Origin of the sequence: Alkaliphilus peptidifermentans DSM 18978 (genome assembly GCF_900101495.1) — a bacterium.
In the GTDB taxonomy this organism is placed as follows: domain Bacteria; phylum Bacillota; class Clostridia; order Peptostreptococcales; family Natronincolaceae; genus Alkaliphilus_C; species Alkaliphilus_C peptidifermentans.
On the sequence record NZ_FMUS01000021.1, the window covers coordinates 36,559 to 49,450 of the forward strand.

At 34.7% G+C, this 12,892-nt stretch carries 15 protein-coding genes; 1 reads left to right on the forward strand and 14 read right to left on the reverse strand.

Going from position 1 to position 12,892, the window contains the following annotated elements; translation table 11 throughout:
* The 6 genes from BLP68_RS14430 to BLP68_RS14455 form a co-directional block, all read right to left on the reverse strand.
* The gene (locus BLP68_RS14430) at nt 1-681 is read right to left on the reverse strand and encodes a flavodoxin family protein (protein ID WP_091545217.1); all 681 of its coding nucleotides are present in this window, start codon (nt 679-681) and stop codon (nt 1-3) included.
* Entirely contained in the window at nt 675-1,244 is a 570-nt protein-coding gene (locus tag BLP68_RS14435; RefSeq protein WP_176759046.1) for a flavodoxin family protein, read from the reverse strand. The genes BLP68_RS14430 and BLP68_RS14435 overlap by 7 nt, the downstream gene beginning before the upstream one ends.
* A gap of 93 nt (nt 1,245-1,337) precedes the next feature.
* Nucleotides 1,338-1,817, reverse strand: coding sequence for a flavodoxin domain-containing protein (locus tag BLP68_RS14440; protein WP_091545220.1), 480 nt, complete (start codon nt 1,815-1,817; stop codon nt 1,338-1,340).
* Nucleotides 1,818-1,844: 27 nt separating this feature from the next.
* On the reverse strand, nt 1,845-2,237 hold the full coding sequence (locus BLP68_RS14445) for an FMN-binding protein (protein ID WP_091545221.1): 393 nt from the start codon (nt 2,235-2,237) through the stop codon (nt 1,845-1,847).
* A gap of 30 nt (nt 2,238-2,267) precedes the next feature.
* Nucleotides 2,268-2,717: a MarR family winged helix-turn-helix transcriptional regulator gene (locus BLP68_RS14450; RefSeq protein ID WP_091545223.1), complete on the reverse strand. Its 450-nt coding sequence runs from the start codon at nt 2,715-2,717 to the stop codon at nt 2,268-2,270.
* A gap of 193 nt (nt 2,718-2,910) precedes the next feature.
* Nucleotides 2,911-4,461 (reverse strand): S-layer homology domain-containing protein, encoded by a 1,551-nt coding sequence (locus BLP68_RS14455; protein ID WP_091545224.1) that lies wholly within the window; start codon nt 4,459-4,461, stop codon nt 2,911-2,913.
* A 233-nt stretch (nt 4,462-4,694) separates the two neighbouring features.
* Between BLP68_RS14455 and BLP68_RS14460 the strand changes: the two genes are divergently transcribed.
* Nucleotides 4,695-5,567 (forward strand): helix-turn-helix transcriptional regulator, encoded by an 873-nt coding sequence (locus BLP68_RS14460; protein ID WP_091545226.1) that lies wholly within the window; start codon nt 4,695-4,697, stop codon nt 5,565-5,567.
* Between the two features lie 95 nt (nt 5,568-5,662).
* On the opposite strand, the gene BLP68_RS14465 is transcribed toward BLP68_RS14460, so the two are convergent.
* The 8 genes from BLP68_RS14465 to BLP68_RS14500 form a co-directional block, all read right to left on the reverse strand.
* Nucleotides 5,663-6,187, reverse strand: coding sequence for a GNAT family N-acetyltransferase (locus BLP68_RS14465; protein ID WP_091545228.1), 525 nt, complete (start codon nt 6,185-6,187; stop codon nt 5,663-5,665).
* Between the two features lie 96 nt (nt 6,188-6,283).
* On the reverse strand, nt 6,284-7,249 hold the full coding sequence (locus tag BLP68_RS14470; RefSeq protein ID WP_091545229.1) for a DMT family transporter: 966 nt from the start codon (nt 7,247-7,249) through the stop codon (nt 6,284-6,286).
* A 255-nt stretch (nt 7,250-7,504) separates the two neighbouring features.
* Nucleotides 7,505-7,888: a Rid family detoxifying hydrolase gene (locus BLP68_RS14475; protein WP_091545231.1), complete on the reverse strand. Its 384-nt coding sequence runs from the start codon at nt 7,886-7,888 to the stop codon at nt 7,505-7,507.
* A gap of 35 nt (nt 7,889-7,923) precedes the next feature.
* Nucleotides 7,924-8,940 (reverse strand): threonine/serine dehydratase, encoded by a 1,017-nt coding sequence (locus BLP68_RS14480; RefSeq protein ID WP_207647928.1) that lies wholly within the window; start codon nt 8,938-8,940, stop codon nt 7,924-7,926.
* Between the two features lie 21 nt (nt 8,941-8,961).
* On the reverse strand, nt 8,962-10,137 hold the full coding sequence (locus BLP68_RS14485; RefSeq protein ID WP_091545233.1) for a M24 family metallopeptidase: 1,176 nt from the start codon (nt 10,135-10,137) through the stop codon (nt 8,962-8,964).
* 33 nt (nt 10,138-10,170) lie between these two features.
* Nucleotides 10,171-10,902: an aspartate/glutamate racemase family protein gene (locus BLP68_RS14490; protein ID WP_091545234.1), complete on the reverse strand. Its 732-nt coding sequence runs from the start codon at nt 10,900-10,902 to the stop codon at nt 10,171-10,173.
* Between the two features lie 19 nt (nt 10,903-10,921).
* Nucleotides 10,922-12,199, reverse strand: coding sequence for a TRAP transporter large permease (locus tag BLP68_RS14495; protein WP_091545236.1), 1,278 nt, complete (start codon nt 12,197-12,199; stop codon nt 10,922-10,924).
* 15 nt (nt 12,200-12,214) lie between these two features.
* Nucleotides 12,215-12,850, reverse strand: coding sequence for a TRAP transporter small permease (locus BLP68_RS14500; RefSeq protein WP_091545238.1), 636 nt, complete (start codon nt 12,848-12,850; stop codon nt 12,215-12,217).
* Nucleotides 12,851-12,892 lie beyond the last annotated feature (42 nt).

Below are 12,892 nucleotides of genomic sequence, written 5' to 3' on the forward strand. Positions count from 1 at the left end.
TCAACTTTCTTGAAGATATGCCTTCTGTTCAATATTTGATACGCCTAAGCTGCGTGCTGTTTTTCTATTGCTATAATTCAAATAAGCCGCTAACGGGCGGTACATAAACTTTGGAATCTTTATTGTGAGTAACTCTTGAGGTTTACAAGATATCTTTTTTCCCTCTATTATATCCACAACTGCAAGGTCTAGTGCTTTTATAATATTTTTACCTTTCTTACCTAAGTTTTCAAATAGTGCTCCATCGAGGATTGCCCCACCGCCATAGCCTAATCCACCAAGCCAGTTCATTTTGCAGACTTCTGCAAAAAATCTACAAGAGTCTATTAGTGGCTGACAGAATTTAAACTCAGGAAAGCCACACTGCGCAATAGAAAAGAAATCTTTTCCCTTTAGGTCAATACTATACATTTTAGAAAGCTCCTCTAAAAACCAAATTGTAGGATACGGTAGTGTATCAACATATACTGGTGCAATTAATCCTATAATATGACAGCCTTCTATCATTTCTTTTAACATCTTCAGATCATTTTTACCATCAAAAAAATCAATTGTATGAATAACTTCAACTTTACAATTTTTTTCCTCAGACAGCATTTTAATGGTTCGAACAAAGCTATAGGAGGTTTTATTCCTTCTTGGACTACCATTTATTAGAATAAGTCTTTTTGCTGTTACCATGACGATACCTCCTCAATCATGCCCATTACCTTGTTTTCTATATCATTAATTTCTTCTGACATATTAAGAGTTAATACTCCACAATGTGGTGCTTGCATATTCAAAGCATTTCTTTCAACTAACATTTTAAATGCTTCGTCCTGTTTTTCAATACTCCCATTACTAATACCAATCCCAACTAGAGAAAAATATCCATAGCGCATAGGATGTAAAAGATTGCCTTCCTTTACAATATATAATGGAAGTCCCATAAGGGCAAGTTTATCTACAGCCTTCTTTAAATTAGAAGAGTAACCTCCAAATCTTATAGGTGTAAGAAAAATAATCCCTCTACTTTTAGCTATTGCTCGAATAATATCAGGCATATCATCATTATAAACACATCTTCCCGGTGATTTAAAGCCACAAATTCCACAACTCCTACACGCCAATATATTCATATTCTTCAGGTCATAATAAACATAACTCATTCCGCTTTTTTTCATAGTTTCAGTTATGTAATTTGTAACAAGCTTTTCACTCGTCTTTAATTCCTCTGTTCCATCTAAAATTACCCAATTCAAAATATAACAATCCCTTCCAATGATACTTATTAGTTATACAGCAGCTTACTTCCGTTATTTAATCATACAGAATAATGCTAAAGGGACATAAAGTTACGCATTATTCATTAACTCTGAAAAATCAACAATATTTGTCTCCAAAATATTAGAAGTATCTTTATCGGTTTTAGAAACCTTCTTTACAATAAATCGGTCTATAAAACCCATCTTATCAAATATGAATTCTCCACCAAAGGCATCTATTGCTATAGCTTTATCTACTAGTTCCTGTGGAAATGCAGCTTTGAGTTGTATATCCATCTCGTTGCCATCCCTCATACAACAAATGAAGAGTCCTAGTTTTTTTTCCTTCAATGCCTCCAGGTTATTTGAACAAAAATTTGTTACTTCTTTTTGAATTCTCCCTAAGTAAATAGAACCACCAATGATTACTCTCTCATAAAGTGATAGGTCTATATCATTGATACTCTTTAAATTAACTAAGTCAATTTCTCCTGAAAGTTTTTTTGATAAGCTGTTGGCACATTTTTCTGTAGTTCCATATTTTGTAGAATATACTATTATAGTTTTCATTATATATACCTCCATTAATTTATATTTTTAATTTTGAGTTAAGGCATTTTCTATTGCCTTACGAATAGCATTACTGCTGATTGTTGCTCCACTTATTATTTCCACATCTAAAGTCTGTTCCTCAATAATTGAATCTACTATTTTTTCTGCTTTTCCTCCTAACCCATTCTGATGCTCCTCTATAGTAATGTCTACTATCTTATTATCTTTAACCTGTAAGACCACAGCAACCTTTACTAAGCCTGCATCATAGCTTCCAGAATATACGCCTTCGCAAATTCCAGCTAAGTTTACGTTATTGACATTTATTTCGGCCATTTCTTTTGGTAAATCTAATGACTTAACAATAAATACAACAGCTATCATTGCAACTACTAGAGTTAAGAATATTACCCCCAATATTTTCAATACCTTTTTCACTCTATCAATCTCCTTAATTGATAATATTTATTATTCAAATTCTTCAAGCTTCATAGCAAGCTTTAGAACTCCTTTATACATACCATTAAGCTCCTCTTCATCACAGTCCTTAAATAATTCCTGTAGGAATGCAGTACTATTTACTTGATGCTCTTTCCAAAATTCATAGTTTTTATCAGTTAACCTAAGTCTAGTGGCCCTTCTATCGTCCTTATCTTTATTCAATTCTAAAAATCCTTTTTTTTCAAGCTTAAGGGCAATTTGCTTAACATTCTGATGGGAGGACCCCATTATGTGTGATACCTCCTTGATGGTTGGAGGAGCATCAAAAAATTCTTCAATTACAGCAGTTAACAACCATTGCTTTGTGGTGATATCAAATACAGCAAATTCACGATCTATTACTGCCTGAAATTTATTGGCCAACACAAAGATACTACCAAAAATATGCTTTTGTTTATGCAAATCAATACCACTCATAAAACTACCTCCTTCCGATTAGGTAATATATTACCTACATAAGTAATATATTACCTATTTTCTTCTGTGTCAAGTGTTTTTTTATTTTTTTATTAAATTATACAACAATGCACAAAAGCCACCTGATAAGAAACAGGTGGCTTTTGTGTGCTTATGATTATTTTTTATTAAGGAGTTGATTACAAACGAAGGATTATATTTGGAAAAATTTATCAAATACTCTTTTTACCAGTGAAATAGCCTGCTCACGTGTAGTATATGCCTTAGGAAGTATATATCCTTGAGATCCTTTAAAAATGTCATTATGATTTAAGAATCTTAGATTTTCTACTGCCCAGTCGGAAATTTCTGCTGCATCGTAGAATACTTGAGTAAATTGGGCTCCACTTGTTTCCAATTCAGGCATTACGTTCTTTAATGTCCTTACAAGCATAGTAGCTATTTCTTGTCTTGTAATAGAGTTATTTGGCGCAAATTTATCCGGTGCTACCCCCTGTACTATACCAAGATTATATGCCTTTAAAACTTCAGGATTCTTTGTGTCTGTGAATGGATTGCTGGCTGATGGTTGAGCAGTCTTTCCACTCATTTTTTCATATAGCTTTATTGCCAACTCGCAAAACTCTTCACGGGTTATATCTCTACCAAAGTCCACCATTACTTTATCAGTAATTAAATTGTTCTCAATTGCTTCATTTATTTCGGGTACTGCCCAGCTAGATATTCCTTCGTATCCAGCAACGATTCCTGTTGCAGATGCTGTTCCCACTGTGAATCCTACTGTACCAAATAGTCCATATTCCATTTCATCTTCAGCAAGATTATCTTTGCAGAAAACACGAACTTCGTAATTTCCAGGTTCGTTTTCAACAATAAACTCATATACGTTATTTTGAGGTAAGTATTTTATAGTGGTATGATAGTTGGTATTAATTAATTTATCCCCTACTTTTGCCACACCTATCCAAGCACCTTCATCAATCTCGCCTTTTGTTAACCCCTTTACTGTTAATGCAATTTTTTCACCGTAGGCTGGCTTAGTATTTGAAAGTACTAGATCCCCTGGCTTAGCTTTGCTTGATTCAACAACAAAGCTTGCCCTACCAAATGCAGTATTTTTTTCATCTGGATAAATAACTCTAACTTCATACTTGCCAAAGTTATAGGGTGCATTAAACTCATATGTATTATTTGCTGGTAATTGATAAACAGAAATATGGTAGTTGGAGTTTTCCATCTTGGTACCTTCCTTATCAATTCCAATCCATACACCCTCTGATATTTCTCCATCTGTAAGTCCATTTACTGTTACAGACATTTGTTCATTTATTTTCACTTCAGTTTTAGAAAGTTTTATATCAGATCCACTGGCTACAGCTGGTACTACACTAAAACTTACTTTTTCCAAAAGGGTATCATCATGATTAATTAGTCTTATCTCATATTCTCCGAACTTATATGGTGCTGTGAATTCCCAAACATTATTTGCAGGTAGTTGGTTTACACTTATATGGTAGTTAGTATTTGCTACCCTAGTACCCCCCTCAGCAATTCCAAGCCATGCACCATTTTCAACATCATAATCAGAAATTCCTGAAATCGTCAAGGTACCCTTTTCATTTATTCTGAATTCAGTTTTAGAAATTGCTAACTTTACACTTGTTGATGCGAAAACAGGTAGGCTAGAAAAAATCAATAATAGCATACAAACTACTAATACAGAGCTTAATAATCTTTTTCTCATTAAATATATCCCCCTTTATTGGACTAATGTTTTCTCTAGAGCTGAATTAACTCTAGACATAAAGTTTATATCAAATCCACAGTTAGTAATATAATAATATTGCCTTTTTTGTTAGATAAATTGCTTTTTTTTGACAGACTTATTTACCAACATATGCTATAATTATTAAAATATTGTGAATTATTAAATTATTATTGCTTTGCAAGGTAGATTATTGTAACGGGGGAGAAAATATGCTTTATGAAAAAATAGTTGGTCATATTGTAAAAGGTCCAATTCCACCAGTGCCTTATTACAGTAATGATTTAATATTATTATTACGTCCTAACTACTTCATAAATGCGAAGGCTACTTTTAAAGATTATTATCATTTAACTATACTTTTTCAAGATAAGGCTCCTTCATTAATTATAGATGGCAAATCCTTTTCTATCCCACCTCAGTCTTCAATTATTGTTAATCCCGGACAAATGGCGGAATCTTCCCTAGAGAATATTGTTTTATCTCAAGAAAACAAAGAATATACTGTAGTTTTTTTAGATAAAAGGCTATTTAACCAGCTTTCCACTGATATTGGTAAGGGGCAGGGTATAACATTTGATAATACGGTTACTCTCCCAAACCAATTTTTATCGAGATTGCTTCAAACATTTATGTTTGAACATGCTCTTAAACAACCAGGCTACCAATTAATGCTAGATACTATTTCTTATCAGTTAGGTACTCAGATTATTAGAAGTATACCTAATAATTTAGTATTTAACACCAGTCCAGAATATAAAGCCAGCAAAGAAATAAAAAAAGTTATAGATTACATGCATGAACACAATAATGAAAAATTATTACTGAATGATTTATGTAATATAGCACATTTAAGCCCCTATTACTTTATTAAAATATTTAAGTCCCAAACTGGCAAAACACCTCGGGAGTATTATATTGATATTAAATTAGAAAAAGCAAGAAGGCTATTAAGGGATAGATCCTTTTCGGTAGCTGAAGTTGCTTATATGGTTGGTTTTTCTAGTCAAAGCTACTTTTCATCAGCATTTAAGAAAAAGATTGGATATACTCCGCTGGAGTATCAAAAACATTTGAATATTTAATTTTTACTATAGTAAAACCCTTATGATTATTATTTCAAGAAAATAAAAAAATCAGACTATTTATTTTCACTAATCTGATTTTTTTGCATTTTACTTTACTTTGAACTTACATATTCTTCTTTTAACATAGACATTATATGCATTGAATAATATGAATCGTTATACTTTTTACACTGTCTTAAAGTTCCTTCATGAACAAAGCCCTCACTTTTATATAGTCTATAGGCTTTTTCATTATAATCAAATACATCTAACCATAACCGATTGCATTTTAAGTTTTCAAAGCATAGGGTTTTTATAAGTCTAACACTTTTTCTTCCGTATCCCTTCCCTCGTTCTCTTAGTGCGATTCTATCAAACTCAATGACATCATGTTGATTTGATAAGCCTGAAATTATTATATAACCAATGATTCCTTCATGCTTATTTGAACGGATAACTAAATGAAGCTCATCCTCCATTTCAATGGATTCAAGGTGTCTTTCTTTTGACCAGAGGTAGACAAATCTTCTATTTTCTTCATCCTGTTGTACCCTCTCTATCTCTAGTATTTCATCAATTTCATTTGGTGTAGTAGGACAAAGCATTATGTCTTCATCTTTTATCAAAATTGTGTTCATTAATCATTCCTCCCTATTAAAGTCAAAATAATCCATGTTCTCTTCCATTTTATAATTAATACTATTTAGAATCAAGTATGCAACCAATAAACCCTACTAAACACTTTCTCCTTTACTTCTTTTCTTATTAATAAAAAGTTTTAAAGCACCTAATTTTTCCTTAATAAAAATTTTAGTTGAAATTTCTATTTGAATTATAATCACTGATAGAAATACCATTAAAATACCCAGTAGCTTATATCCCCAAATTTTATCACCAAAAATTAGAGATGCAGCAACTACTGCAACAATAATTTCTAAGGTGGTCAAAATACCAGTTTTGGACATTTCTATATTGTAGGATATTCCTGTTATATATAATCCATAACCAAGGGCTGTTGGAAGTAAGCCCAATAGGAATAAACCTAGCCAAGTTGATGGGCCAGGATTTATTTCCAATATACTTAATGGATTAGAAATAGGTATAGCGAATAAAGCTCCAAATCCAAATACATATAAGCATATAGTCCATCTACTATATCTTGATACTAGTGCTTTGGTAGAAATGGTGGTAATAGCAAAGGTAAAGCCTGCAGCAAGACCCATGATTATGCCAATTGGATTTAATTTTAAAGCAGCAAGAGCTCCTTCAGTAACTGTTAAAAAGCTTCCCCCCATACACATGAGAAGTGCCATTAACTTAATTGAGGTAATGTTTTCTTTATAGAATAACCTAGACATAATAATAACAAAAATAGGAGATGTATATAATAAAATGGTAGCTGTGGCTATACCTGTATATGCAATAGCACTGAATATGAAATAGTTATAGCTGGCTTGACATATAAGTCCCATCAAGCTTAAGTACATTAGTCCTTTCTTATCTATCCTTAGTAATGTCTTGTCTGTTATTAACAGATATATTAAGATAATTATAAAACCAAATATTAATTTCCAAAATACTATATGATTAGCTTTTAATCCTTGTTGGTATAGCATTTGACCAATAATTCCCATTGAACCCCATAATATACTTGCCAGTGCAACCATACAATAACCTCTGGTTTGGCTTTTTAATGGCATATTATTACTACTCCTTCCTTATACCATCTCAATTGACAGAATTATTCTATCTTTTACCCCATAGCTAACCCTAAAGTATAAAAATCTCCGGGATAAATTATATACACAAATAGGGGGATCAAATGTCCCCCTTGTCTACGACTTTTTCTATATTCCATAATCAAATCAATATGTAAGTATTTCAGGTTATATACAAACCCTGATATTTTTAAAACTACGTAAACCTACTCAGAAGCAAATTGGAATGAGCTTTTACTACTCCTTACATTTTGCCGTAATACTTAATTCCAGTAAAGCACCTTCGGGGAGGACACTTTGAACAGTAATTCGAGCAGGATAAGGCTTTGTCAAATATTCTCCATATATTTCATTAAAGCCAGAAAAATCCTTCATGTCTGCTAAATGTGCATCTACCTTTACAATGTCATCCATGGTGCAATTAGCAGAAGCTAAAATTGACTTAATATTTTCCATTACCTGTCTTGTATGCTCTTTAATTCCTCCATCAACAATCTCATCTGTACCTGGCTTCTCTGGTGTCTGTCCACTAACAAAAACAAATCCACCAGCAATAATTGCATGTGTATATGGGCCTGCTGGTAATGGAGCGCTATCTGGATAAACGGGTTTTTTGTTCATTGTAATCACTCCTCAATTATAATAGTTAGTCAAAATTATATTTTTGATGACTGCAGTGGTTTTCCACAGGAAAGCTGCTGCTTTATAAGATCAAAGTAGCTTTCTAATTCAATGCTACTACCACTAACTACAACTCCTACTCGACTTCCCTGACAGGAGACTTTTTTCTTAAGTAGGGCTGCAATGCCAACTGCAGCAGCACCCTCAATAACTAAACCGTGGGATTTAAGGGCATATAGCATGCCTTCTGCTATTTCCATCTCATTAATGATTATATGCTCATCCACCAAGTCCTTAATTAAAGTAAGAGTATAATTATTTTGTTGTCCAATACCCCCTAAAAGGGATACTGCTAATGAATTTTTTTCTTCAATTTCTACAGGCTTTCCTGCTTTTAAGCTTTCTAACATAGCAGGAGAGGCTTCTATTGATACTCCCACAACTCTAATGGAGGGGTTGATGGCTTTGGCAACAAGGGCTACCCCTGCCAGCAAACCGCCACCTGATAATGGCACTAAAAGAATATCTAACTCTGGTTTTTCTGTTAAAATTTCTAGAGCCACTGTTCCTTGTCCAGCAATAATAGCTGGATCGTCAAAGGGAGGAACCGCCATTAGCTTCTGTTTTTCCATAATATAATCGAAATGCTTTTCTGCCTCATCCTGTGAACGGCCATGAACCTCTACCTCTGCTCCCATATCTTTAATTAATTCCACTCTATTCTTAGGCACATGTTCTGATAGACATACCACTGCCCTAATATTCATCTGCTTAGCAACGTATGCTACCGCACGCCCATGGTTTCCAGTTGAAAAGGTAATTACACCCCTAGCCTTTTCATCCTCTGAAAGTCCTAATATTTTATTGGCGGCACCTCTTACTTTAAAAGCACCAGTGTTTTGCAGTGATTCTAGCTTTAACATTACCTTCTCTGCTCCGGAAATTTCCGCAAGTGATTCAGCTGCAACAAGGGGGGTTTTTCTTATAAATGGAGCAATCCTGAGTGCCGCCATGTAAACATCCTTTAGGCTTATTGTTTTATTGTTTTCCAATATCGATCACCCCTATAAAATCTATTTCTTGATAAATAGCTCAAGTGGATAATCATATAGATGCTCAAAACCATTTTTAGTAATTTGTATTGATGCATCTATCTCAAATCCAACATCATCAAACCAAATACCTGGAATAAGATGAATTGTCATATTGGGTTGTAGTACCGTTTTATCACCAGGTCTAACACTAATTGTTTGCTCACCCCAATCTGGAGGATAATTAACCCCTATAGAATAACCTATTCTAGAAGTTTTTATTATACCTGAATGAGCAATACTTTTTCTCCATGCTTCTTCAACTTCCTCTACAACGACTCCTGATTTTATTATATTCAAAGCGTCCTGTAATCCTTCAAGCACAACTTTAGCAGTATCTAACATTAATTGCGGAGGATTCTTTCCCAGATATATTGTACGGGCGATTGGTGCATGATAATGTTTATATGCTCCACATAGCTCCAGTAACACTGCTTCTTCCTGCTGATATCGTTTATCAGTCCATGTTAAGTGGGGAGTTTTAGTGGCTTCTCCCGCCATCATTAATGGAACTATAGCAGGATAATCGCCACCATGCTCTTCTGTTCCACCATACTGGGCAGCAGCAATAGCCGCAGCCGCATCACATTCTCTAACTCCTGGTGCAATTACTTTACGGGCAGTATCCATAACTTTTACAGCTATTTTACCTGCTCGTCTCATAAACTCAATTTCTGCATTTGATTTTATTAGTCTTACCCAATTAACAAGAGTATTTGCATCAACAAACCGAGCATTAGGAAGGGAAGCCTCTAATTCTACATAGGACCGATGTGTGAAGAAAAATTGATCCATTTCAACTCCTATTGATCCTTTATCCCATCCCTTTTCTTTAATGTAGTCTGCAATAAAATGCATTGGATGTTTTACAGTAGACTGAACATAGTCATCTGCATACTCCAATATATTTTCCTCCGACAGAAAGCTAGTAATACGGGCTCCATTTGCATCCATACCTCTTCCAAGCCAAACTGGCTCTTCTTGTTCTAAAGAAACTAGTACACATTGATGTACATAAAAGCTCCAACCATCATATCCAGTTAGATAGTTCATATTAGCAGGGTGAGATATCAATAATAGATCTATACCTGCCTCACTCATTTTTTCCTTGGTCTTAGATATTCGTTGAAGATATTCCTCTCTTTCAAATACTGGCATCTCTAATCCTCCTTACATTTCTTTTTAATGAGCTTACATGAAACCTGTGACTCTATTCTTTACTACTACTGAATAAATATAGTTAATCATAGTTACAAAATCGAAAACTGGCAATCCTGTTGCCATCTGAATTGCAGAACCATAAGGTGGAAGAACACTACATTCTAAAAGTATAAGCTTAATTGTTGGATCCTTCTTTATCATAGAAGTTGCCGCCGCAACTACCTCAGTTTCAACCTTTTTAAAATCCAGTTCTCCTACTTCTTCAATAAAAGCCGAAGAAAAATACGACGCATTTTGAAGCCCCTGTATGGCTATTCTTCCTGGTAAAGCTGCACCACATAACTCCAATATACCTTCACTTAAGGCATTAGAATTCACGGTAATAATTCCAATTTTTTCATTTGCTGCTATCAGTCTTTCCATAAAAGGAACTTGAAGCAGGCTTGATAGAAACACTGGTAGTTTCAACTGATCTACCAATTGCTTTTGATATAATGCCATAAATCCACAATCACTGGTTATGGCACGGACTCCTTCTCTTTTTAACTCCAAGCCTGCTTCCAGTACTGCATCTAAAGCCGTAAGATCATGACTTAAAATTCGTTTGACTGTCAATCCTGGAACTCGTCGAAAACGCACCGGAAAACTATAGGTGGTGGCATTGGCAACATCACCTGGTATAAATGGTGCAACACTATCCAATAGAATAATTCCAATAGCTTCACCATAGCTTACTTGGCCAGGTTTTGCATAATATATCATCTGATCACCCCTCTACTCTTTACATAAATGCCATGTTTGGTAAGAACAATGCAATTTGAGGAAACATCACTAACAATGCTGTTACCAGAAGTAAAATAAGTACAAAGGGTGGAGTATGCCCAATAATTTCGAGATAAGGCCGCCTAAAAATTAACTGAGCAGTAAAAATATCGCAGCCAAAAGGTGGTGTGGCAGAACCAATTGCCGCCTGCAAAGTAACAAGAACACCAAGTAAAACAGGATCAATACCTGTACTAATTACATAAGGGGCAAAAATCGGACTTAATACATAAATAGCAACAATAGGATCTACAAACATACAGGCTATAAAGTATGAAGCTACAACAATTAATACTACATATAGCTGTGATGGGTCTTGCCCGAATAGTCGTGGCAAGTATTGCTGAGGAATTCTTAAAAAGCTTAGTATCCAAGATAAAACATTACCTGCTCCTACTAAGATAAATACAACCCCAGTTATGACACCAGTTTGAAGAAAATGATCGATCATACTATTAAAGGAGAGTGTTTTATAAATTAATCCTTCCAATAAAATTGCATAAGCTACAGATACTGCTGCTGCTTCCGTTGGACTAAATATACCACCATAGATTCCACCAATAATAATTACTGGGAATCCCATAACTAGAATAGCACCCTTAATAGCTTCTTTTCGTTCTGTCCAGCTAGCTTTATCTATGCTACCGATATTATTTCTTTTTGCGTATATATAGCAGTAAATAGAAAACAGTAGGAATATAAGAATTCCAGGGCCTACCCCTGCTAAAAACAATCTACCTACAGAGGTTCCTGTAACAACTCCGTAGACTATAAATCCAATACTAGGAGGGATCAGAAAAGCAATATCACTAGAATTTATTATCAAGCCTAATGTAAATGAACTTGGATACCCAGCATCAAGTAGCATTGGTCTCATAGTACCTCCGATTGCTGCCACTGTTGCTTGAGTAGAACCTGAAACTGCTCCAAAAAGGGTACAACTTGCATTTGTGGTAATTGCTAGACCTCCTGGAATATGTCCCACAAAGCTTTTTACCATACGTATTAGTCTGTTGGCAGCTTGTCCGGCTGTTATAATATTGGCAGCTAATATAAACATGGGGACGGCCACAAGAGCAGGAGGAATCATGCCAGTAATAACCTGCTGAACCACAACGTGCATATTTAAATTTGGCATGTTCATTTGAATATAAAGTAGCAATGATCCTAATAGAACCACCATGAAGGGGAACCCCATCATAAGTTTAGTGAACATAGTAATTGCCATTAAAAGCATATTTACACCTCTCTTTTAGACTTTATCTTTGTCTTTGACTACTTCTTCCACCATGAAAATATTTTCTGCTAAGTCTTCATGCTTTTCCACAATACTCCTGAGTTCTTCTGCTTCGTAATCTCCCTGCTGTTCTGGTGATAACCATACATCCTTCTCAACAATATTCTTTACGATTGTTCTTATATATTGAATTCCTGCAGAAAAAAAGCCAATAGGTATAATAATCAAGAAAAACCAATATGGCAATCGCAAGGCCGGTGTGCGATGAAGCATCCTTCGACTCATCATCATGTAATCATATGAATAACGGGACATAAGAAACATTACAATGGCACTAATACCACAAATTAAAAATATCAATACTTTCTGAATTTTGGGGTTCATGGCATCAAAAATCGCACCCATGCGAACATGTCGAGCCTTTCGCACAGCATAGCTAACACCTGTAAAGGTTATCAATATTACCAAGAGTTCAGATATTTCTTCTGCAAAGTATATACTCTTAAAAAAGGTTCTTGCTATAACATTAGTTATCAGTAAGCTAGCAAGGGCACATACTCCTAGTGATAAAACAATAACTTCGAACCATTCAACACTCTTACCTATAATCTTAAAAGTAGAAAAAACGCCATTCTTTATGTTTTTTAGCATACCTACGCCCCTTTCTGAAATCCCTGCGGTGCAACAGCACCG